This is a genomic window from Mesorhizobium sanjuanii (assembly GCF_002529485.1).
Lineage (GTDB): Bacteria > Pseudomonadota > Alphaproteobacteria > Rhizobiales > Rhizobiaceae > Mesorhizobium > Mesorhizobium sanjuanii.
This window is the reverse complement of the sequence record NZ_NWQG01000040.1, coordinates 1-22,061: the sequence shown is the minus strand read 5'-3', so window position 1 is coordinate 22,061 and position 22,061 is coordinate 1. Positions and strand designations below refer to the sequence as shown.

17 protein-coding genes are annotated in these 22,061 nt (G+C 61.2%); 10 read left to right on the top strand and 7 right to left on the bottom strand.

From position 1 onward, the window contains the following. Positions 1-20 precede the first annotated feature (20 nt). Entirely contained in the window at positions 21-1,568 is a 1,548-nt protein-coding gene (locus tag CN311_RS07255) for a class I adenylate-forming enzyme family protein (protein ID WP_097572650.1), read from the top strand. Then, complete coding sequence (gene nadE / locus CN311_RS07250; RefSeq protein WP_097572649.1) at positions 1,565-2,572, top strand: NAD(+) synthase; 1,008 nt, start codon at positions 1,565-1,567, stop codon at positions 2,570-2,572. The genes CN311_RS07255 and nadE overlap by 4 nt, the downstream gene beginning before the upstream one ends. A gap of 29 nt (positions 2,573-2,601) precedes the next feature. Here nadE and CN311_RS07245 read toward each other — a convergent pair whose 3' ends face one another. Then, a complete protein-coding gene (locus tag CN311_RS07245) occupies positions 2,602-3,717 on the bottom strand; it encodes a hypothetical protein (RefSeq protein ID WP_097572648.1) in 1,116 nt (371 codons plus the stop codon). A gap of 692 nt (positions 3,718-4,409) precedes the next feature. On the opposite strand from CN311_RS07245, the gene CN311_RS07235 reads away from it, so the two are divergent. Beyond that, complete coding sequence (locus CN311_RS07235) at positions 4,410-4,619, top strand: hypothetical protein (RefSeq protein WP_097572646.1); 210 nt, start codon at positions 4,410-4,412, stop codon at positions 4,617-4,619. 23 nt (positions 4,620-4,642) lie between these two features. Here CN311_RS07235 and CN311_RS07230 read toward each other — a convergent pair whose 3' ends face one another. Both CN311_RS07230 and CN311_RS07225 read right to left on the bottom strand, forming a co-directional pair. After that, the gene (locus CN311_RS07230; protein WP_097572645.1) at positions 4,643-5,791 is read right to left on the bottom strand and encodes a glycosyltransferase; all 1,149 of its coding nucleotides are present in this window, start codon (positions 5,789-5,791) and stop codon (positions 4,643-4,645) included. 8 nt (positions 5,792-5,799) lie between these two features. After that, on the bottom strand, positions 5,800-7,362 hold the full coding sequence (locus CN311_RS07225) for a GumC family protein (protein WP_097572644.1): 1,563 nt from the start codon (positions 7,360-7,362) through the stop codon (positions 5,800-5,802). 163 nt (positions 7,363-7,525) lie between these two features. Between CN311_RS07225 and CN311_RS07220 the strand changes: the two genes are divergently transcribed. Next, complete coding sequence (locus tag CN311_RS07220; protein ID WP_245440768.1) at positions 7,526-8,824, top strand: VpsF family polysaccharide biosynthesis protein; 1,299 nt, start codon at positions 7,526-7,528, stop codon at positions 8,822-8,824. A 14-nt stretch (positions 8,825-8,838) separates the two neighbouring features. On the opposite strand, the gene CN311_RS33330 is transcribed toward CN311_RS07220, so the two are convergent. Further along, on the bottom strand, positions 8,839-9,498 hold the full coding sequence (locus CN311_RS33330; RefSeq protein WP_425351055.1) for a glucosamine inositolphosphorylceramide transferase family protein: 660 nt from the start codon (positions 9,496-9,498) through the stop codon (positions 8,839-8,841). Here CN311_RS33330 and CN311_RS33325 point away from each other — a divergent pair. The 4 genes from CN311_RS33325 (at position 9,385) to CN311_RS07200 (ending at position 13,740) form a co-directional block, all read left to right on the top strand. After that, positions 9,385-10,104 (top strand): hypothetical protein, encoded by a 720-nt coding sequence (locus CN311_RS33325; protein ID WP_245440766.1) that lies wholly within the window; start codon positions 9,385-9,387, stop codon positions 10,102-10,104. The genes CN311_RS33330 and CN311_RS33325 overlap by 114 nt on opposite strands. Positions 10,105-10,455: 351 nt before the next feature. After that, complete coding sequence (wecB, locus tag CN311_RS07210) at positions 10,456-11,610, top strand: non-hydrolyzing UDP-N-acetylglucosamine 2-epimerase (RefSeq protein ID WP_097572642.1); 1,155 nt, start codon at positions 10,456-10,458, stop codon at positions 11,608-11,610. Next, the gene (gene wecC, locus CN311_RS07205; protein WP_097572641.1) at positions 11,603-12,940 is read left to right on the top strand and encodes a UDP-N-acetyl-D-mannosamine dehydrogenase; all 1,338 of its coding nucleotides are present in this window, start codon (positions 11,603-11,605) and stop codon (positions 12,938-12,940) included. Before wecB ends, wecC begins: the two co-directional genes overlap by 8 nt. An 86-nt stretch (positions 12,941-13,026) precedes the next feature. Then, positions 13,027-13,740, top strand: a complete 714-nt coding sequence (locus CN311_RS07200; protein WP_245440765.1) for a WecB/TagA/CpsF family glycosyltransferase — start codon at positions 13,027-13,029, stop codon at positions 13,738-13,740. A gap of 69 nt (positions 13,741-13,809) precedes the next feature. On the opposite strand, the gene CN311_RS07195 is transcribed toward CN311_RS07200, so the two are convergent. Continuing rightward, complete coding sequence (locus CN311_RS07195; protein ID WP_097572639.1) at positions 13,810-15,249, bottom strand: oligosaccharide flippase family protein; 1,440 nt, start codon at positions 15,247-15,249, stop codon at positions 13,810-13,812. Positions 15,250-15,420: 171 nt separating this feature from the next. Here CN311_RS07195 and CN311_RS07190 point away from each other — a divergent pair, with 171 nt between their 5' ends. Continuing rightward, a complete protein-coding gene (locus CN311_RS07190; RefSeq protein ID WP_097572638.1) occupies positions 15,421-16,542 on the top strand; it encodes a glycosyltransferase family 4 protein in 1,122 nt (373 codons plus the stop codon). Positions 16,543-16,554: 12 nt separating this feature from the next. Here CN311_RS07190 and asnB read toward each other — a convergent pair whose 3' ends face one another. Both asnB and CN311_RS07180 read right to left on the bottom strand, forming a co-directional pair. Continuing rightward, positions 16,555-18,444: an asparagine synthase (glutamine-hydrolyzing) gene (gene asnB, locus CN311_RS07185; protein ID WP_097572637.1), complete on the bottom strand. Its 1,890-nt coding sequence runs from the start codon at positions 18,442-18,444 to the stop codon at positions 16,555-16,557. Between the two features lie 130 nt (positions 18,445-18,574). Then, positions 18,575-19,816 carry a glycoside hydrolase family 5 protein gene (locus CN311_RS07180; RefSeq protein ID WP_097572636.1) on the bottom strand — a complete coding sequence of 414 codons (1,242 nt, stop codon included), beginning with the start codon at positions 19,814-19,816 and terminating at the stop codon, positions 18,575-18,577. A 116-nt stretch (positions 19,817-19,932) separates the two neighbouring features. Between CN311_RS07180 and CN311_RS07175 the strand changes: the two genes are divergently transcribed. Then, positions 19,933-21,843 carry a heparinase II/III family protein gene (locus CN311_RS07175; RefSeq protein WP_097572635.1) on the top strand — a complete coding sequence of 637 codons (1,911 nt, stop codon included), beginning with the start codon at positions 19,933-19,935 and terminating at the stop codon, positions 21,841-21,843. The last annotated feature ends 218 nt before the right edge of the window (positions 21,844-22,061 follow it).

The window sequence follows — 22,061 nt, the reverse complement described above, 5'->3', positions numbered from 1 at the left end:
GCGGTCGGCGAGGAGGGATTATGCGGATCGAACATTTCCTGGCTGCCAAGGCCGCTGCCCATCCCGCCAAAACGGCATTGATCACCAAGGACAAAAGGCTGCGCTACGAAGAACTGGACGATCTCTCCAGCCGCCTGGCAGCCGCCCTTTTCGCGAACGGCGTCAGGCGCAACGACCGGGTCCTGATCTTCATGGACAATTGCTGGGAGGCCGCGGTTTCGATTTTGGCGGTCCTCAAGGCAGGGGCGACGTTCAGTCCGATCAACTCATCCACCAAGGCCGACAAGCTTGCCTACATCATCGGCGATTGCGACGCAGCCGCGATCCTCACGCAAGCAAAACTGATGCCCGTCGCCGCCGAGGCTTGCGGCTCGAGTGGCAAGACCGGCATCTTCGTGGCTTCCACCATTGGCGCCGACAACCAATGCCCGGCAGGGGCGACCTCCCTGGCGGACTGCCTGACGTTCGAAGCCAGGGAGACAGACCACCGCGGCATCGACATCGATCTTGCGATGCTGATCTACACCTCTGGCTCAACGGGCCGGCCCAAGGGCGTGATGATGACCCACCGCAATTGCGATGCGGCCGCCGACTCCATCACCACCTATCTGTGCAACTCGCCGGATGACGTCATTTTGAATGTTCTTCCGCTTGCTTTCGACTATGGTCTCTATCAGTTGCTGATGGCTGTCAGACTGGGCGCCACGCTCGTGCTCGAAAAGTCCTTCGCCTTTCCTCAAGCGATCTTCGAACGTATCCGCGAGGAGGGCGTCACCGGTCTTCCGCTGGTGCCCACGATGGCCGCGATGATCCTGCAGATGCGCGACCTGACGCCGGGCTTCCTGCCCAGCCTTCGCTATATTTCCAACACGGCGGCGGCCTTGCCGCAGGCTCACATAGAACGCCTGCGCTTCCTTTTCCCCGGTGTCAGGCTCTATTCGATGTACGGGCTGACGGAATGCAAGCGCTGCACCTATCTGCCACCCGAGGAGCTCGATCGCCGGCCGGGATCGGTCGGAATAGCCATTCCGAACACCGAAGCCTTCGTCGTCGACGACCACGGGCAACTCGTACCGCCGGGCGTCGCCGGTGAGTTGGTCATTCGCGGGCCGCATGTCATGCAAGGTTACTGGCGAAACGAAGCCGCGACTGAACGGACCCTGCGGCCAGGCCCAAACCCTTGGGAGAAGGTTCTATACACCGGCGATCTGTTCAGCACCGACGAGGACGGCTTTCTCTATTTCGTCGGACGCAAGGACGACATCATAAAGACGCGGGGAGAGAAAGTGGCCCCGAAGGAAGTAGAAGCCGTGCTTCACGCCCATCCGGGCATCGCGGAGGCCGTTGTCGTCGGCGTGCCCGATCCGGTGCTTGGGCATGCGATCGGCGCGCTCGTCATCCGCTCGGACCCGACGCTCAGCGAAAAGGATGTCATGCGCCACTGCGCACGTCATCTTGAGGATTTCATGGTTCCCAAGGTCATCGAATTCCGCTCGGAATTGCCAAAGACGGATACGGGCAAGGTCAGCCGCCGGCTTGCGGCGGAAATGATGGAGGCCGCACAATGAATGTCCGTCCAAGCGAGGACGCGCAGGCAATTCTGGCGCAGGCGCTGGCGATCGACCCCGCCGCTGAGACGGACAGGATCGTGACCGCCTTGCGCCAGCAGTTGCGCGGGATTCGCAAGCGGGGCCTCGTGCTCGGTCTTTCCGGCGGGATCGATTCAAGCGTTTCGGTGGCGTTGGCGGCGCGCGCCGCAGGCCCGCAGAATGTCTTGTGCCTGTTCATGCCGGAAAACGATTCCGATCCGGAAAGCCTGCGGCTCGGCCGTCTTGTCGCCGACACTTTCGGTGTCGAGGCCATCGTGGAGGATATCGGGCCAGCCCTGCGCGCGATGGGCTGCTATGAGCGCCGAGACGCCTTCATCCGCGAATTGGTCCCGGAATACGGCGAGGGCTGGGCTTCGAAGATCGTGATCGCGAACGCGCTCGAGAGCGAGGGCTACAATATTTCGTCGCTGGTGGTGCAGGATCCCAAGGGCAAGCAGACGAAAGTAAGAATGCCGCTGCCGGTCTATCTCGGCGTCGTCGCCGCCACCAATATGAAGCAGCGCACCCGCAAGCAGATCGAATACTATCATGCGGATCGCCTGAACTTCGCCGTTCTTGGAACGCCGAACCGGCTGGAATACGATCAGGGGTTCTTCGTCAAGAACGGCGACGGCGCGGCCGACGTCAAGCCGATCGCACATCTCTATAAAACGCAGGTCTATGCGCTGGCGGCCTATCTCGGTGTCCCAGAGGAAATCCTGAACCGGCCGCCGACCACCGATACCTACTCGCTGGCGCAGACACAGGAGGAGTTCTACTTCTCGCTTCCCTATGACCGCATGGATATTTGTCTTTGCGGCCTGAACAAAGGCATGGCGGCCGAAGTGGTCGGGCAGGCGGCGGGGCTAGACGCCTGGCAAGTGGAACGCGTCTGGGCCGACATCGCAGCCAAGCGAAAGGCCACGCGCTATCTGCACCTGCGCCCGCAACTCGTTGATGACGTTAAGGAAGTCGGAACCTGACCTGCTTCGAGCCGGGCCACTAAAGCGCTTCAGGTGAAGCGGCCGCCGATCAGCTGGCTCCACTGCTCGCCCGCAAGCCCATTCAGGAAGACTTGCGCGTTCTTCATAGCATCCATCAGCGCGGGATCACGCGAGTGCACGACGGTTGAGGCCACCGGAACGAAAGCTATGCGGCGTCCAAGCATTGCTTCCAGAAGCGCGGGTTGAGTGCGGCCGCGCAGGCCGCAGACATGGCGCGCTGCGGCATGATCGATCAGGCAATCGATCACCGAGCCCACCTGGCCGGGGAGGGCGAGGATCTGTAGCACACGACCGATCCTATCCGGTCGTGCGTAATAGGCGAAAGCGCCGACATCGGCGCCGGTCGGCGATGCCACGGAAACATAGACAAGCTCGCCCAGATCCGGCTTTTGCGCTGCGTCGGTCAAGATATGATCGAGTTGGCATTCCGTCCAATCCGGGCGCAGCGCAAAGTGAGCGGTAAACGGCTCGATGAGTTTGGCAAATGCGCCGCTGTCGATGTCTGCCGTTCGAAATGCGCCATGGCCTGCGCCGTCCGCGGCCACGCCGGACCAGCGCCGCTCGTTGTGCTGCATTCCCCTGCAGTAGAACCGGTCCACGGCACGTGCGATCGGATTGAGCATCCGGGCAAACCCGGTGCGATTGGCGAGAAGGCTGACCATGAAGGTCGACGGACGCATGACGCGCACCCAGTCGAGGCTGTATTGCGGCAGAACCACGCCGCGCAACCGGGTCCACAATCTCGCGGAAATATCATTGGCCGTCTCGCTGAAGGAGATGTCCTGCGGACCATCCAGGAAAGCCTTCAGCAGGCGGGCACCAGCCATGGGGTCGCGCTCATGATCCTCGACCATCAGCGAGCTGCAGGCCGCGGCGCGCAGTTGCCGGCCGCTGAACGTCATCGGCAACGTATGAACGCCGACAAATCCGGAAACGCGACCGGCGTCGTTGACGTGGACAAGCGATCGGAGGTCACTGCCGCCACCGGGCGCGTCCAGATAGAATCGTCTCATGTACTCGACAAGGGAGGCCGATGCTTCGGTCCGGTCCTTGCGCAGCACGCGTTGAAACATGCCCGCGACAGCCTGAAGGTCGCCAGCTTCCAGAGCGCGGATGGTGCTCAAGCCCAACTCCCGGCGCCGAGGTCCAGCCCACGGGCCATCGCAACCCAGGGGTTCTCATCGGCCATCGCGACGGACGTCAGGCGTTCGCAGGAAAAGGGGTGCAATCTCAACCAGTTGCAATCGTTGCTGCGGCTGACCGGTGAATTTTGATGCTGCAGCAAGACAGGCCCTTTGCTTGCCGGATGAAAACCGGGGTACTTGCTGTTACCAACTTCGGGTAAACCGAAATTAAAGTTCTTGTAGCGAATTGAGTTTTGTCGGCTCGGATCACCCTTGCCGCTGTACGTCCGCTGGAAAAGCCGCCACTTCCTTGGAATAGTTTCCCGCCTAATTCAGTAAACCCTCATGAGGGGCCTTGGCGAGGCCGCGCCATAAGCAGGCAATGCCAACGCTCGCGTTAGCGTTGCCCTCACTCACCCGTGGAGGGCTCCATCGCCTTCCAGATCGCGCTGGCAGCCGGCAGGGCACCAAAAAGAAACCTTGAGGAGTGGCAATGACCCTTTCCAATGATCTGCTTGATGTTGATTTCGAATATGAGTGCCCGGAGTGCTCGCACTCGATCGTCAGGAAAGGGTCCTGGTTCAAAGTAGTTGCCAGTTTCAAATGTGAAAAATGCGCAGCCAAGGTGCCGATCGGCTACTCGGACAAGCTAATGATTTTCGAGAAGCATCGGTCCGTTGAACGGAGGTTTCATGGCGATCCGTCGAAGGGCTAAGGAGGCGGGTATTTTTGATCCATCAGAGCTGGCTCTGCTCGGTCGGATATTCGAGCAATTGAAGCTTGAAGGATACTCTGTCGGTCAAAACGAGGCGCTGGCGTCCCGAATTATCGCCAACTACATGGCGGGGGTCGTTGACGAAGCCGAGCTTGCTTCACTTTCCAAGCAACCATTGGGCCGATAGGCACGGGGCCGAAGATATCGCGCCTAAATCTTAGAAGCATCATGCGGCAAGTCTGCTGCCATGCGCCCTGGCTGGAGCAACGCCTCGTATTGATCGCCGATCCTTTCAACGTCGAAATCCGTCGCTCTGCTCTTCAGGATGTCGACGGAAGTCGGATGGTCCAGCATCTCGGCCATTGCCTTTGCCAGGGCAGCGACATCGCCGACCGGCACCAACGCGCCGAAACGGCCGTCGGCAAGGATCTCGCGCGGGCCATGAGGCGCATCCGTGGAGACTACGGGAACACCGGCAGCCATCGCCTCGACCAGCACATTGCCAAAGCCTTCGCTCGTCGACGAAAGGACGAACAGATCGGCTGCGGCATAGCAGGCCGCAGGATCGTTCACATAGCCGGCGAAGAGTACGTCGGCACGGATACCTGATCCTTCGGCATAGGCGCGCAACTCGGCGGCCAGCGGACCTTCGCCGAAGATGACAAGCCGGGCAGGGCGGCTGGCGCGCAGGAGAGCGAAGGCCCGCAGCAAGGTCAGATGATCCTTGACCGGCACGAGGCGCCCGGCTGTGGCGATGACCGGGCCGTCGCCCATCGCCGCCAATTCTTCCTGCCAGGCATATGCCTGTGGCGTCGCGGCCGGGGGCAGGGGATTGTGGATGACGACTACCTTGGATCTGGGGAAGCCGCGCGCCACGATATCGCGGCCGACACCCACTGAGACGGTGATGGCTTTGGTTGCGCGCGCTGCAACCAGCGCGGAAAGCCAGACCGCCATTCTTGCACCGAGGCTGCCAGAAGGCAGCGAGGCGGCCGCGTGGAAGCTTGGAAAGAACCTTGCCCGGCTCCGCGCCAGTGAAAGCGCCAGCGCCATGACCAGATTGGCAAATTCGGGGGCGCTATAGACTGCATCGGGATCGAGCGATTTGAACAAACGCGCGCTTCGCAAGAGGCCTTTCAGTGTTGCCCACTTGCCGTAACCCTCACCCCGGATAGGAAGGCTGAAATCGACCAGATGCACGCCAGGGGAGCGTAGCGCGGCGTTGGGCCCTTCCGCGTTCCAGGTAAAAAGCGTGACATCGTGCCCACGCGACGCCAACTCATTTGCCATGAGGACGAAGACGCGCTCGGCGCCGCCGCCCCTGAGACTGGCAACATGAAAAATAACGCGCTTTCCCATGCCTGGGTTCAGGCTCGGCTGGCGCCAACGCTCGATCGGTTCGGCGGCTGCCGCATGTCGCGCATGATGCCCATGGCAATGGCAAGCAGCATGCCCAGGGCAAAGCCGGCGAAAGCTCCCGCGCCTGCTACCAGGGGAGTGCGCGGCGGCCATGAGCGCCGTTGTGGCGGTACTGCGGTCGAAATCACCTGTACATTCGTGGTGTCGATCTGCTCGCGCTCGGCGATTTGGCGCGCACGTGACAAGAAGCTCTCATAGACCGCTCTCTTCGAAGCGGCGTCGCGTTCAAGCTCACGCAAGGCCACTTCGGACTCGCTGTCGCTGAAAACGTTGCCCCTCAGGTCGTTCATCCTAGCGCTGAGAGAAGCCAATGAAGCCTTGGCCTTGTCCAGGTTGGCTTTTGCCGTGCCGACGGTGCGGGAGAACTCCGCCCTGAGTTGAGAACTGACAGTTTCGAATTCCGTCTTGAGCCTGACAATCGTCGGGTGGCGCGGACCAAAGGTCATGGATTGTGAATCGATTTGCTGTCGCAGGCCGTTTGCCTTTTCGCGCAGCGCCGCGAGCGCTTCCGAAACCGTAGGGTCAGGATTGGCCCCATTGACACCGGAGGCAATCAGGGCGTCGTAACTTGATTGCGCAGCGATGACGCGCGATTGCGCGTCCACAATTTCGCTGTTGAGCTGGGTCATCGTTTGCGAACTGACAAGCTGACCGTTGCTGGTAGACAGGTTATGGCTGCGCCTGTAGGCCTCGACCTTTTCCTCTGCCGTTTGCACACCGCGTTTGAGCTCGCCAAGCCGGCTGTCAAGAGCAGCCGCGGCACGGCCGGCGCCAGCAGATTCCGCTTCGGCCAGCTCTTCCTGAAAGGTCTTGACTATGGCTTGCGAGATCAGGATCGCCTTGCTGGCGGTTTCCGCCGATACCTCGAGGGTAGTGACGAACGACGTTTCATCTGCAGTGACGCTGACCCGCTCCGCCAGGCTCTCCTGGGCGATGAGCTTTGGATCGGACTTGCCGCCGCTGGCTCCACTTCCGGACGCGGTGGCGCTCCGGTCCGGGTCGAAAAACTCTGGATCGCTGGTCAGATTGAGCTCGTCCACTACCCGCGCAAGCACATTGCCCGAGGTCAAGATCCGCTGCTTGCTGCGCGCGTTGAGTATCTGGCTATCGACCTGGCCCGGTTGCGAATAGAGATCGTTTTCCACAACCTGCAAATTGGCAGGATTGATGAGGATTTCCGTCGCCACGGTATAACGCTGTTTGCTCAGCAGTCCATAGGCGGCACCGACGACGCCGCCGACCACGGCCAGCATGCATGCCGCGGCGAGCCCGGCCCGCAGCCAGACAAACAGGCGTCGAAAATCGAGTTCGAGGAAATCGCCGATCTTGTCCAGCGTCACCGTCGCGACTGGCTCGGATGCATGCGAAGGCACGACCGGCGTGGCGACGCGTTGTGTGGCTTGGGCACCTTGTTGCAGCATTGCCCTGCGCCGCGCATTGGCGATCCGTTCGAGTGCGCTGATATCGGAATCCGCCGCGGACGGGGAGGATGGGCCGGAGGCGGCAGGCATGATGCAACCCTATTATTCGTTACGCGTGCCCTGCTTACAGAAACATCGTTAACATCTCATTTTCCAAGTTGGCTTATTTACCATTTTACGCGCCACGTCCGTTCATTGAATCTTGAATGAACGTCATTGGCCTGGATGCCTTTGAATACCCGCTTGGATGGCCATGAGCTCTACCGCCGCCGGATCGGAACGATTGCTGTCCAGCCAGGCGCGCCGTCAAAACGCGCTGTCGCTGCTGTTTTTCCTGTGCGCGGCATTCGCGTTCCTGCTTCGCTTCACGGTATCGCCGCAGATAATGAACATGGTCGTCGACTATACGGCCCAGGGCGGTTCGTTTTACGAGAAACTGCATTTCGGCACCTATGCCATCTTCCTGTTGCTTGCTTTCGTTCTTTTCAGCCGACCATTTTTGCTACGGGGCGACGAAATTGGGCTGTTCAAGGCGCTGATGCGCTATTCGGCGCTGACCTTCGCGCTGGTGCCGTATCTGTTCATCACAGGCCGTGCGGGTTCTTCCGGGTTCATCATCGATACCTATCTGGTCGCGGGCGCCGCGGGTCTGCTGATGCTGGCATTGAACGCCGATGTGCGGCGGGCGTTGGGGGACGTGGTGCTTGGCATGGCTATGCTAAGCGCTGTGATCGGCACGATCGAAGCGCTTACCCATCATCGGCTTCTGCCTTACGGTCTGAACGAATTGCAGTTCAGGCCAACCGGCCTGTCGGCGCACCCGCTGGCACTGGGCGCGCTCTGCGCCACGGCAATCGGATTCGTGCCGCTCACGCACTGGCGCATATGGGTGCGGGTGATGGCCATCTTCGTGTTGTTCGTCGGTTGTGCTGCTTCAGGCGCCCGCGCCGCCCTGATGCTCGCGACCGGAGAAACCCTCATCCTGCTGTTGTTCGTGCCTTGGCCGCGCCTGACGCTCAAGCACCAGCGGCAGGCCAAGACTGTCGTGCTGCTGTTTACCCTGGCGGGCGGCGCACTGTTGTTGGCCGTGCTGGTTTCTGGCGGGCTGCTGAACCGCTTCAGCAACACGATCTTCGATGAAAACTTCATGGCCCGGGTGACCATCTACAAGGTGTTCGGACTGGTTAGCTGGAAAGACATCCTATTTGGCATGAACGTTGACGACCTGCTGGCGATCGTCAGAGAGAAGCTGCATCTGCCCTACATCGAAAGCGCGCCGGTGGTCATCGTCATGCTCTTCGGCTTGCCCATCGCCCTGCTGTTTACGGCGCTGATATTCTGGTTCATTTTTCGGCTGCTGCGCGGGGCGCCACTGCCGGCATGGATCGGCACCATAACGTTCTTGCTTGCCGCGCTGTCGAACAATGCGCTTTCGTCAAAAACGCCGGAGATGACGATCATCGTGGTGTTGCTGCTTGCCTATAGAAATCCGCCGGAGGTCAAATCTTCGACCGCTGTTGCAGCCAAGCCGAAACTGGATCGGGTCCGATAGGTCTCGAGAAACAGTCAGCCGGCGCTGTCGACAACTTCGACCTTGCCAGCGCGATTGAGCGTGTGGATGCCCGCGCGGGCCCATGCCGTCCCCGGCTCGATCGGGCGGGGCGGCGTAAAACGGACGTCGAAATCGTCAAGCCGCTCCAGCCGCATCAGCCCCAGTCCGCCGCCATAGGCTCTCGACCCGTTTTGCACCGGCAGCACCAGAGCGTCGCCCTGCCGGATAAAGGCGCCGCCGGGTCGAGTGGCCGAGTGGTCGACAGCGATGGGATTGAGCGCATGGGCTGTCCATGGCCCGCGCAGCGATGGCGCCGAATAAACGACCATCGTGTCCGACGCGCTGCCGTGACCGAACCACTCCGTTCCCAACAGCCAGAAGCGCCCATCGGATCCGAGCAGCGTGGCGTCATTGAAATTCCTGTCCGCGATCAGCACGGTGTCGCGTACCCAGCGATCTGGAAATTGCGCGGCACGGTAGAGCACAACTTCGCGCGCCGCGCTGCTTTCGGGGATCATGAAAATTTCGCCAGCATGGGCGAACACCTGCGGATAGGACAGATGGTGCGCTTCTTCCAGCACCACCCTCGGTACGCCGAAAATACCGTCATCACCAAGTTCAGCGACCGAAATCACGCCGCGACCCGTGGCATAGGGAAATTCCTCGACAAACAGATAGTGGCGGCCATCGCGATCGAGGACGAACGGGTCGGCGTAGAAACGCTGGCCGTCGTCGGCAAGCGCAGTGAACGGGGTGCCGTCCAGTTGTCCGGTTTCGGCTACGCCTGGCCCGTCGATCAGCCGATAGGCAACCTGCCAATAGAAGGGGCGGCGTCCAAGTTTGACTTTCTGCATGACGCGGTCGGCCAACCCCTTGCAGAAAAAAGGCAGATAGTTTCGGAAAAAGCCGTGGCTGCCTGGGATTGGCGCTGGGCTGTCGGCAATTGGCACAAGTTCGCCCGCAAAAAAGCGGGCAACGCTTTGAGCAACCAGCGATATGGCTCCGGCGAGCAGGTCGTTGCAGCTGCGAGACAGCCAGAGCCGATCGCTGAGCATGGGCCGTCCCTTGGCGACGGCAACGCCATCGAGGCGAGCGGCAAGTTCGGGCGACCGGTGGCCGGCCAGCATTTCGGTCAGACCGGCGAGAAAGGTGCCTTGGCCGCAGAATTCGAGCGTCAGGACCGGCGTGCCTCGTCGCGCGGCAGTGGCAGTAAGATCGACTATGAGGTCGACAGGACCTGGATCGCCAGATGGCAACGGCTCGGAGCGGCTTGCCAGTGAGGGGCCGAAGCGTCGGCTCTCGATATCAAGCACCGTGTCCAGCCCGCGCGCGGCGGGCGCGGGCGCCTGCGCCAAGCCACTTGAAACCACGTGGCCAGCCGCCTTCAATCGCCTCAGAAGTTCATTTTCCCAGCGCCGAGATCCGTCGGCGTGGCCGATGATTAAAATGTTACTCAATCGAATATGTTCTTTTTCAAGACTGTCCTCGTAGACTACCTATCTGCCTAGACTTTCAAAAGGCTTATCAGGGGAGAATAAGAGGGTCTTGGCTGTTAATCATATATTAAGATTTGGCACCACGGAGCCGCTTTCTGCCGCTATTATCGGTCTTGCAGCCGCCCAGGATCAGCAATGAACGTCCTTTCACATCCAAAACTGCCTTCCAGGCAAAAACTGCTGATCGTATTCGGCACGAGGCCGGAGGCGCTCAAATGCTTTCCGGTGGTGCGTGCAGCACTTGCCCATCCAGGTTTCGTCACCGAAACATGCATCACCGCCCAGCACCGTGAGATGGTCGACCAGGTGATCGAACTGACGGGCCTGCCGGTGCATTACGACCTCAACATCATGCAGCCTGGCCAGACGTTGTTCGACGTGACCTCTCGCGTGCTCCTGGGCATGGCCGAAGTGCTGGAGAAGGCGAAGCCGGATATCGTCCTCGTACAGGGCGACACGACGACGGCGATGACTGCCGCCGTGGCTGCCTTCTACAAGCGCATTCCAGTCGCCCACATCGAAGCGGGATTGCGCAGCCACGATATCAATTCTCCCTTTCCAGAGGAACTGAACCGCAAGATCGCCGGCGAGATCGCTACCTGGCATTTCGCACCGACCGTTCAGGCGCGCGACAACCTCATCGCCGAAGGAAAGGCTGAAAACTCCATCTTTGTGACCGGCAACACGGTGATCGACACGCTGTTGCATTTTTCTGGTGCGATCGACGCCGACAGGCTGATGAGCGCGAAGCTCGCGGCCCGGTTTCCCTTCCTCGATCCCGCCAAGAGAATGATCCTCGTCACTGGCCATCGCCGTGAGAATTTCGACGGCGGCATCCACCGCATCTGTGCGGCGCTGAAGGGATTGGCGGTACGCGGGGACGTGCAGATCGTCTACCCGGTTCATCCCAACCCCAATGTGCGCTCGGTGGTGAATGCGGAACTGGAGGGCGTGCCGAACATCCATCTCGTCGACCCGCAGGACTATCTGCCGTTCCTGTACCTGCAGAAGCAGAGCTACCTAGTACTGACCGATAGCGGCGGCGTGCAGGAAGAGGCGCCTTCGCTCGGCAAGCCGGTGCTGGTGATGCGCGAGAACACCGAACGACCCGAGGGGATCACGGCGGGCACCGCGCGTCTCGTCGGCACCGATATCGAGAAAATCCTGTCCAATGCCAATAGTCTACTCGATGACCAAGTGGCCTATCGCGGCATGGCGGAACGACACAACCCATATGGCGATGGCCGGGCCAGTAACCGGATCGTTGAGGAACTGCTGCATCATGGCTGACATCAAGACCGTTTCCGTTATCGGCATGGGCTATATCGGCCTGCCGACCTGCGCCATTTTTGCCAGTCGCGGGCTCGACGTCATCGGCGTCGACGTCAACGAGGCTGTGGTCGAGAAGGTCAACCGGGGTGAAATCCATATCGTCGAGCCGGACCTCGACGGCCTGATCCAGAAGGTCGTCGCCAACGGCAAGCTCAAAGCATTCAACACGCCGCAGCCGGCGGATGCCTACATCATCGCCGTGCCGACGCCGATGACCGAAGACCACAGGCCGGATGTGAGCTACGTGCTTGCGGCGGCAAGAAGCATCGCCCCGGTGCTGAAGCGGGGAAACCTCGTGGTGCTGGAATCGACATCGCCGGTCGGCACGACGCGCATCATGACCGGGCTGCTTGCCGAGTTGCGGCCCGATCTCAAGTTTCCTCTCGCGCATGGCGAGGAGGCCGATGTCCTGGTCGCCTATTCGCCCGAGCGGGTGTTGCCGGGAAAGGTGCTGACCGAGCTGATCAACAACGATCGCTCGATCGGTGGACTGTCGCGCAAATCGTCCGAACGGACCGCGGCACTTTATTCAACCTTCGTTGCTGGTGACTTGTTCATGACCCAGGCCGAAAGCGCGGAGCTTGTGAAGCTGACCGAGAACGCATTCCGCGACGTCAATATCGCCTTCGCAAATGAGCTTGCGGCGGTGTGCCAGGATCTGTCGCTCAACGTCTGGGAGGTGATCGATCTCGCCAACCGGCATCCCCGCGTCAACATCCTCCAGCCGAGCCCGGGCGTTGGTGGTCACTGTATCGCGGTCGATCCGTATTTTATCATCGACGCCGCGCCCAACAGCACGCGGCTGATAGCTTCGGCACGCCGGATCAATTCCGAGCGCCCCATGTCGGTGGTCAGGGACATCCAGGCGTTGCTCGACCCTTCCCGCAAGCAGACGATCGCTTGTCTGGGGCTGAGCTTCAAACCCAACATCGACGATATGCGCGAGAGCCCGGCCGTCGAAGTGGTGAAGCTCCTGTCCGACATCCCCAATTTGAAGATCGTCGCGGCCGAACCCAACGCTCATGCGCTGCCGCATGAGCTGGAGGGCAGGGGCATCGTCTTTACCGACGCACTCTCCGCCATCGACAAATGCGATATCGTCGTCCTTCTGGTCGATCATCGGCAGTTCAATTTTGTCGACCCCGAAGCGCTTAAGGACAAGAAGCTCGTCGACACAAGGGGTCTGTGGACGTGGCGCAAGGCACGCAAGCCCGATGCCCGCATCGAGGGAAAAAAAGCGCAGCTTGAACGCCAGGCACTCCCGGCAAACAGGGATGAGGCAGCATGAACGCGCACGACTCCGCATGGGCACGGCATTCTCTGTTGGCGTCACGGCGCCGGGAGTTCCTTGGCGCTCCGCTCCATGCTCTGACCATGGCCGAGACGCTGGCAATCGCCGATGAGGCGATGACCCTGCGGCGGCCGCTGCATCATGTGGTGGTGAATGTCGCCAAGCTGGTGAACATGCGCAAGAATGCCGAATTGCAAGAGGATGTTGCGACGGCGGACGTCATCAACGTAGACGGCATCGGCGTGCTTTGGGGCGCGCGTCTTTGCGGCGTCGAGTTTCCGGAGCGGGTGGCCGGCGTCGACATCATGATCAATCTGCTGGGCCTATGCGCTAAGCGCGGCTTCAGACCTTACCTCCTGGGCGCCGAACAGCACGTTCTCGATGCCGTTACAAAGCGACTTGCCAAGGATCATCCGAACCTCGTCGTCGCCGGCATGCGCAATGGCTATTTCAAACCTGAAGACGAGGCCGCAATTGTCGAGGCGATCAACGCCTCCGACGCCAATTGCCTGCTGGTGGCCATGCCGACGCCGCGCAAGGAGCGCTTTCTCAAGCGCTATCGCGACGAACTCGCCCCGAGCTTCGTCATGGGCGTGGGCGGCAGTTTCGATGTCTATGGCGGCAAGGTTGCCCGGGCGCCGAAACTGATCCAGGCGGCCGGTCTGGAGTGGCTGTTTCGTGTTGCACAGGAACCGCGCCGCCTTTGGCGCCGCTACTACGATACCAACACTGCCTATGCAGGGCTGCTATTGCGGGAATTTTGGAACCGTCAGCAGCGCCGAAACGTCAATTCATGAATTCCGCTTCGGGAACGGCCCCGAAGCTGGAACCGCTTGGCGCTCAGGCCGTCACGGCATAACACCCATTTATGCGGTTCGTAGCCGCGCCCGGAGCTTGCCGACGAATTGCATCGTGGCCGCGGGGTGGAAAAGCCAGGTCAACCCAAAGAAAACCACCGCGCCAGCGGTGCCGGCCACGATAAGCGAGAAGATGGCCGGCACACCAGCGAGCAAAGCGCTGGCAATGCTCGCGGCCAACCCAGCGGCAAATGAGATGACGACCGAAACGCCGATGTCGCGCCACGGCACCGGCACCGGCGTGAGCCGCTCACTGATCACGACGCAGGCAACGAAGCCTACCAGCGATCCGCCCGCCAGCGCCAAGGCCGCGCCGACCTCCGCCATCGGAGGGATCAACAGCACGGACAACGCGATTGTCGCTACCGAGCCGAACGAAGTGGCGATGATCAGCAGCCACGGCCGCTTGTGCGCGTGCACCACGGTGCCATAAACGAAGCTCGTAAGGTTGCCACACAGCACGCTGAAGGCAATGATCGGAAAGAGCAGGCCAACGCGGCCGTGGTACGCAGAGGGCAGCAGGAGCTGCGTGATGTCGCTGCTGAGTGCGACCAGCATGGCTGCAACCGGCAGGCAAAGGCGGATCATCAAAGCCATCAATTGCGACAGCAGCCGGCCCGAAGCCGCGGATCCCTCCTCGTCGAACCGGCTGACGACCTCGGGGAAGGCGCCCATGTTGATGGCATTGGCGACCATATCGATCGGCTGGCGGGCCAGCGCATAGGCTGCAGCGAAGATCGCCACGGCGCCGGCATCGTAATAGACCTTGAGGAACAAACGCTCCGCGCTGTGGAGGCCGAAGCCCACCAGCGCCATGATGACTAGGGGCACGCCGAGGACGAAGAACTCCTTCTGGGTGAAGCGTGGCGGACCGGCAACGACGCGCCGGGACGCCATGATGCCCGCCACGATACCGGCGATCAAAACGCCGAGGCTGGTGCCAAGCGAAACCGTCAGAAAGGAATCCTGGAACAACATGATAGCGCCGATCGGCAGCGCGAGTTGCAGCACCGCGCGCAGGAATTCGAGCATCGAATAGACCGAATGACGCTGCTGCATCTGCAGCACCGTCAACGCGAAGCGCCCGACGGCACCGGCTATGAGATAGCTGCCGACGGCGATCGAGAACTCGACCCAGCGCTCCGGCACGATCAATGCCGAGGCGACCACGGATACAATCAGCGCCAGCGCCGTGGAGGCAAGCAGCACCCGTCCGGCCAGCATCAGGCTGCCACGGCTGACATCGCCCTTGCCGCCAAGCCTGAGCAAGGCGATGCGCAGCCAGTTGGTGACGGCAATGTCGGTCATTTCGCCAACGGTCACCACCAGGGTCAGCAGGCCATACTCGGTCTGGTCGATCAGACGCGTCACGATGACCAGCAAGAGCAGCGCGGAGATGCGCGTCAGCAGGATCGCCGGAGCATAGATGAGCGTGGAGCGGAGCAGCAAAGGGGGTAGTTCCTGGAAAGTTCAACTTCGATTAACTGTCGACCGGCGGAAACACCAGCACGATGACAGCGAAGGGTGAACAGATTGAGTTTGAGACAAGAGATTTGTCGTAAACCTTATGGGGAACCTTAGCTTTCCAGTTACGCGGCTTGTGCTATGCGAAATCCCGTCATGCTGCAGCGCCTCATCCGCAATCGAAAAATACATGTCCTGGTGGCGACGCCCTCGGGCGTTTCGGGGCAGGGCGGCATCGACCGCATCATGGCCACGCTCGATCAAGGGCTCAGACGGCACGGGAGCGCCGATATCGCTGCGCGTTTTCTTCCCAGCCGCGGTTCGGGCCCAGTCGCATTGTCGGCCTTCTATATGGCCGGCTTTTGCTTTCGGATGCTGGCAGCACGCGTCGTCGGGCATGCCGACGTCGTTCACATCAACCTGTCGGGATATGGCAGCACCTACCGCAAATTGGTGATTGCCAAATGCGCGCGGCTGCTCGGCATTCCCTATGTGCTGCATCTGCATGGAGCAGAATACCAGACGTTCTGGCATGAAGACCGCAGCTTCATCAGCCACCGTATCCGGCAGATGTTCGAGCATGCCAGCCGCGTTGTGGTTCTGGGCCGCATCTGGCGCGACTTCATCGCAAGCCGGGCGCCAGGCGCCGCCGACAACATCGTGATCGTGCCCAATGCCACTGAAGTTCCATCCCTGGCGCATGTCGGCGGCGGCGACAGCGTTCATATCCTGTTCCTGGGCCGTATCGGCGATCGCAAGGGCGTGCCGCAATTGTGCGATGCGCTGCACCGCATGAAGGCCATCAAGGGCTGGCGCGCCACGATCGCCGGCGATGGCGAAGTCGAGACGGCACGAACGAGATCTGCCGAACTGGGCCTTGCCGAGCGCGTTGCCTTTCCCGGATGGGTCGGGCCCAATGAGGTCGCGTCGCTGATCGCTTCGGCCGATATTCTGGTGCTGCCCTCCTTTGCCGAAAACCTGCCGGTCTCGGTCATCGAAGGGATGGCCGCCGGTCTCGCGGTGGTGACGACGCCTGTCGGCGCCGTGGAGGATATCGTCACCAACGAGCAATCCGGGCTGTTGGTGCCGCCCGGCGACGTCGCGGCGTTGACAAAGGCGCTGACACGGCTGGTCGAGGACAAGACGTTGCGCGAGCGCCTGGGCGCCGGCGCTATTGCGGTGCATCGGGAGCGGCTCGATCTCGCACCGTTTGTCGGCGCAATCTGCGATGTCTGGAGGTCAGCCGCTTCAAAGGCCGCCCAGTCGGTCAAGCGCTGACGCCCTATGGCGTCACTGCGGCGCTCCAAGCGCGAATTCGCGGTGGAATATCTCCAAATTCAACAGCGCCCATATCAGCTTTTCGTGGTCCGCGGCGCCCTTGACGTGTTCCGAGACGATCCGATCAAGCTCCTTGGCGCTCAAATAGGCACGGATGACGGAATGAGGGGAGCAGAGATGGTCGTGTACGTAGTTCCTCATCGACCCGCGAAACCATTCCGCGACTGGCACCTTGAAGCCGATTTTGCGGCGACGGAGAATCCCCTCAGGAAGCATGTCGGCCATGCTGTCGCGCAAGATCTGCTTGCTGTGCCGCCGGCCCAGCCTGTAGCGATCGGGCAACGAGCTGGCAAAGGCAACCAGATCGCGGTCGAGGAACGGCATTCTTCCTTCGATTGAACCGGCCATCATCATACGGTCGCCTCGTTCCAGGAGATTGTCGGGCAGCCACGACGTCTGATCGAAAAACAGCACGCGGCGAAGATGGGACGCCTGCGCGCTCGAGGAGAACGGGAAGTCGTTGCGTTCCTTGCGGCAATTGGCGGACGCGCCGATAAGGCGATCGTGTTCGCGTGCTGTCAAAGCTCCAAACCAGGAGATCATCCGGGCGGCAAAGTCCCTTTCGCCCGCGCTTCGCGCAAATGTATCGAACTTGGCCGATGCGCCAGGCATGGCGCGTATCAAGGGGGCGAGAAGATTGTCATGCAGCAGCGCCGGAACAAGTGACCGGTAGAGTCCAGCCAGCGTCTCCGCGCGATGCTTGGGATAGCCGCCCAGAATCTCGTCTGCTCCTTCCCCAGTGAGCACCATCTTGACGTCCTGCGAGGCCCGCTCCGACATCAGGTAAATTGGAATGTCCGAACTTTGTGAAACAGGCGCCCCCAGATGACGACTCAACTTGGGCAGGTGGTCAATCAGGTCGTCCGCTTGAAGGACCAACTCGCAATGATCAGTCTTGAAGTGATCGGCGACGCGTCGGGCGAATGGGAGCTCACTGTAAGTCGGTTCGCTGAAACCGACCGAGAATGTACGGATAGGCTTGTCGCTGTGCTTGGTCATCAGGGCGACGATTGCCGAGGAGTCGAGCCCTCCGGAGAGAAAGGCACCAAAGGGTGCATCGCTGCGCATTCTGATCTCGACGGAACGGTCGAGCAGTTCCAAAAATCGTCGCTTGGCGGTTTTTTCGTCGATATCCTCGGTCAGATCCGTCTGATCTGGAGGCGTATAGTAACGCATTTCCGTCACTGTCCCTTGCGACCATACAGCATAGCTTCCGGGGTTGAGTTTGCGGATTTGTTTGAAAAGCGTGCGCGGCCCGGGCACGTAACGCCACTTCAGATAGTCGTGCACAGCGCCCAGATCGAGTTGCCGTGCATCCGGCTGCGACGACAATAACGCATTGATCTCAGAAGCAAACGACAGCAATTTCTCGCTTTGCATGAGGTAAAGCGGCTTTTTGCCGAAGGGATCCCGGCCAAGGATCAATTCCTGGCTTTGAGCATCCCAGATCGCAAAAGCAAACATGCCGCTCAATCGATCAAACATGGACAGGCGCCACTGATCATAGGCTCTGAGCAGCACCTCGGTATCGGAGCGCGTTCGAAAACGATGACCGAGGCCGATCAGCTCCTGGCGCAGCTCGATGTAGTTGTATATTTCGCCGTTGAAGATGATCCTGAGGCGGCCGTCCTCGATCTGCATGGGCTGATTTGAATCGGTGTTCAGGTCAATGATCGCCAGTCGGCGATGCACCAATGCCAATTGATCCTCGCCGGTATTCAAGTCCAGGATCTCGGTGCCTTCAGCATCGGGACCGCGATGCCGCAATGCGTTTGACATTCTGGCAGCGCGGTCTTGCGGATTCTTGACTCTCCGCCCGATCCAGCCGGAAATTCCACACATCGTCTCTCCCCCGGATACTCGTATTCACGACGCTACTAACACCGAATGTATTAAACACTTGGTGGCTGACAGGCCGCATCGTTAGGAAACCGCCGGAGGATTGAAGCCAAGCTTGACCCGCGAAGCGAGGTTACGGCAGGCCCAGCGCTTGCAGCATCTCCGGGTCCGGGACCGCCGGCCCATCGGGCAGGATGAGGGTCATTCCATAGGGATTGGAGAATTCCCAGACAGACCACGGGATCGCGAAGCGTTCGGCCTCCCGGCGCACCGCTGAGAGATAGCGCAGACGGTCGGCATCGGGTGCGCCCATGCGACCGTCCGCGGACATGAGGATGACGCCGAATTCACCCATGAAGAGCCGCCGGCCCGGAATGCCATGTCCCTCAGCCCAATCGAGCGCCTGGCGGAAGCTCGCCTCGAGTTGGCCCTGGCCCCAGTCCTGCGCGAAATATCGGGTGATCGCTTGTTGGGCCGTGGCCATGTTCATCACCTGCTCAACCTTGCTCAAGCCGGCCGCATCCATGCGGATTTTGAGCAATTCGCTCACCACTTCGGGCGTACTGCTGCTGGCTGGCCACGGAAGGCCCGAGGCAAAGGCGTTTGCCTCGTCGGGCCGCTGGTGCGTGAAACTGTGCGGCTCGTACATATGGAAGCTGTAGTAGAGGTTCGGATCGTCAAAGCTGGGAGTGAGGTTGACCAATCCGGCAATGCTGCCGCCACAGGCTCCGGTCGCAACGATGGTGAGCTCGCTGCTGACCATGCGAATGTCGTGGACCGTGCCGGCCATGATCCGCTGCCAGTCATCGCTTCCGCTGGAATCACAGGGGTAATATGCCGGCTCGTTGTAAGGTTCGAGGGCTACCTTGTCGGTGCCGATCTTGACCAGCATGGTGGCGACCGCCACGACCATTTCACGATAGTGGGCGACACCCTCGCTGTCGGCGCCGCCATAGATCATCTCCATGCTATAGGCCCGAACCTGAGTGACGCCATGCAGGTCGAAAACCACCTTGAGGCCGGTCGATGTTACCCGCTCGACCGCGGCGGCAAGTATGTCCAGCGCCTGCTGTCGTCTGGCGCCCTCGCTGGCAAGCAGAGGACCGGGGTCGACGCTCAGCCGGATGAAGTCGAAGCCCATCGATCGAATGCGCGCAAATTCGTCGCCGCCCGGCCAATCGGTCAGCGGCCTGTGTCCCGCAAGCCATTCCTGCTCACTGCGGTAGGGTGGCCAGCTGTAGGCTCCATCTTTGCCTACCGGCGACCAGTTGAGCCATTCATGCACGCCAACGCCGCGCTCGAGGCGAATTGGCGCAGCCCCGGCCGCTGTCGCAATGGCGAGCAGCCAGACTGCAACGCACACCACTCTTTTCATCGCCACTCTCCGCATCATGGGTCGAGATATTAACCGCAGGTGCGGAAAAGAGGATTGCCGCGGCGCGGCTTTTCGGCAGCATGGTATACAAGGATAGAAACCTTGGCGGAACGCGTATGAGGATCGGCTGGTACATCAACCGATTGCGCAGCATGGGGCCGGCCGAGGTGTTGCACAGGCTGGACGAGCAGCGCCGAAGGATCGTTTCGCGGCGCCGTGACGACGGCTGGAAGCGGTATCCTTCGCCCCCGTTGCACCAGGTGCTGCGCGGATTGCGCGATGCCGTGCTGGCCGCGACACCGACGCAGCGGCAAGCCATAGAGGCGGCGGCGCAGAATACGCTTAGCGGCGAATTTTCCGCACTTGGGCAGACATGGCCACGGCGCGACCGCGATCAGCTGTTTGCTCCCGAGCTTTGGCGTCTCGATCCGGTGACCGGCAAGCTTTGGCCAGGCCCCGAGAGCCACACTTTCGATATCGATTTTCGCCATCGCGATGACCGCGGCGACGTAAAATACATCTGGGAGATCAACCGGCTGCAGCAATTGCCGCCGCTGGCAGCCCACCTGCTTCTCGCCGGCGACGATCAGGCTGGGGCAGCCATCGAGGCGGCGATCGACAGTTGGCATTCCGCCAACCCGCCGTTCCGGGGCATTGGCTGGGCCTCCGGCATCGAAGTGGCGTTGCGGGCCATCAGCCTGATCGTCACTCTGGATCTCGTCGGCGACCGGCTTGGCGCGGCGACACGACTGCGCGTCGGCGAAATACTGGCGGCAAGCGCCTATTGGCTGCCGCGGTTTCCGTCGCGTTTTTCCTCCGCCAATAACCATCTCGTCGCGGAACTGGCCGGCCAGTACCTGATCAGCCTGGCGCTCGGGACCGAATCCGCCGCTGCCCGCAACGCTCTGCTGGCCGAGGTGCACAAGCAAATTCTTGCTGATGGCGCCGGTGCCGAGCAGACCCCGACTTACGCAGCCTTCACGGCAGAACTCATCTTGCTGTGCACTGCTGCGGCGCGTCAGGCAGGCAAGCCGTTTCCAGCGGCAGCGGAAGCGCGTCTGGCGGCGTTCGCCGATTTCGTGGCTTGGCTGCCACGGAATGCCATCGGCTTTGGCGACGACGATGAAGGCCGTGTCCTGACATTGGGAGACGAGCCGGGCTATGTCCGATCCGTCGCAGCCGCCATCCATGGCTTGCTGGGGATGCCCGGGAGTATGCCGGAGCCCGACGATTTTCGTTCGCTTTTCTTTGGGGCGCCGACGGCGCCGGCGCCGGCGGCGCAAGGGTTGCAAACATTCGTGCAGGGCGGGCTCTCCATCTGGCGCGGGGAGATGAATGGCCGCGATGTCGAGCTGACATTCGACCACGGCCCGCTTGGCTACCTCTCGATAGCGGCCCACGGCCACGCCGATGCGCTGTCGCTCACAATGTGCATCGATGGCGAGCCGGTGCTGGTCGATCCCGGCACCTGGCTTTATGGTTCGGGCGGTGGCTGGCGCGACTGGTTCCGGTCCACGCCGGCGCACAACACGCTGAATATCGACGGGAAAAGCCAAAGCATCATGACCGGGGCGTTCAACTGGTCGCACAAGGCGGTTGCGGCATTGGCGCAGAGCGAGCGGGGACGGCACTGGAAGCTGCGTGCCCGGCATGACGGATATAAGAGCCGCTTCGGCGTTGTGCATCAGCGCACCGTTGCGCAACAGGCGGATGGCATCCTGGTCACCGACCAGTTGCTTGGCGGCAGGCGCGTGGCCGAAATCGTCTTCCAACTCGCCGCCGGCCTCCGCGCTAGCCGGGACGGAGCCACGGTCACGGTGTTGCGCGGTGATGAGCCGCTGCTGGCGATCCGCTTTCCGGACGCGGCGGTCGACATCCGCGCTGGCGGCGACGCGCCGGGGCAGGGTGGCTGGGTCTCACCACGTTTCGGCGCCAGGCAGCCGGCCGAACGCCTCGCCTGGCATGGCGAAGTGGGAGAGGACGGCATCCAGATACACCTCGCCGCGATCGCCCGTTCGCAACGATAAGACAGGCGGCCGACGCGGGCTGGCTGGCGGGTGTCCAGCCGCATTCGATATTAATTACGTTTGGACATTTAGCGGTTTTGTTAGGGTTGATCTGCTAGTCTGGCGCAAATAATCCGGCATGCTTTTGCCCGTCGCATCCGCAGAAGCCGCCTGGTTGCAGGCGACATGCAGTGGGTTGGCACTTTTCTTGCTGCGCAGTTCGCCGGATAGCCATCTCA

Excerpts from the sequence above, each read along its gene's own strand:
- CN311_RS07255 (WP_097572650.1), top strand. The coding sequence starts at position 21 with ATGCGGATCGAACATTTCCTGGCTGCCAAGGCCGCTGCCCATCCCGCC.
- nadE (WP_097572649.1), top strand. The coding sequence starts at position 1,565 with ATGAATGTCCGTCCAAGCGAGGACGCGCAGGCAATTCTGGCGCAGGCG.
- CN311_RS07235 (WP_097572646.1), top strand. The coding sequence starts at position 4,410 with ATGGCGATCCGTCGAAGGGCTAAGGAGGCGGGTATTTTTGATCCATCA.
- CN311_RS07230 (WP_097572645.1), bottom strand. The coding sequence starts at position 5,791 with ATGGGAAAGCGCGTTATTTTTCATGTTGCCAGTCTCAGGGGCGGCGGC.
- CN311_RS07225 (WP_097572644.1), bottom strand. The coding sequence starts at position 7,362 with ATGCCTGCCGCCTCCGGCCCATCCTCCCCGTCCGCGGCGGATTCCGAT.
- CN311_RS07220 (WP_245440768.1), top strand. The coding sequence starts at position 7,526 with ATGAGCTCTACCGCCGCCGGATCGGAACGATTGCTGTCCAGCCAGGCG.
- CN311_RS33325 (WP_245440766.1), top strand. The coding sequence starts at position 9,385 with ATGGTGCGCTTCTTCCAGCACCACCCTCGGTACGCCGAAAATACCGTC.
- wecB (WP_097572642.1), top strand. The coding sequence starts at position 10,456 with ATGAACGTCCTTTCACATCCAAAACTGCCTTCCAGGCAAAAACTGCTG.
- wecC (WP_097572641.1), top strand. The coding sequence starts at position 11,603 with ATGGCTGACATCAAGACCGTTTCCGTTATCGGCATGGGCTATATCGGC.
- CN311_RS07200 (WP_245440765.1), top strand. The coding sequence starts at position 13,027 with ATGGCCGAGACGCTGGCAATCGCCGATGAGGCGATGACCCTGCGGCGG.
- CN311_RS07190 (WP_097572638.1), top strand. The coding sequence starts at position 15,421 with ATGCTGCAGCGCCTCATCCGCAATCGAAAAATACATGTCCTGGTGGCG.
- asnB (WP_097572637.1), bottom strand. The coding sequence starts at position 18,444 with ATGTGTGGAATTTCCGGCTGGATCGGGCGGAGAGTCAAGAATCCGCAA.
- CN311_RS07180 (WP_097572636.1), bottom strand. The coding sequence starts at position 19,816 with ATGAAAAGAGTGGTGTGCGTTGCAGTCTGGCTGCTCGCCATTGCGACA.
- CN311_RS07175 (WP_097572635.1), top strand. The coding sequence starts at position 19,933 with ATGAGGATCGGCTGGTACATCAACCGATTGCGCAGCATGGGGCCGGCC.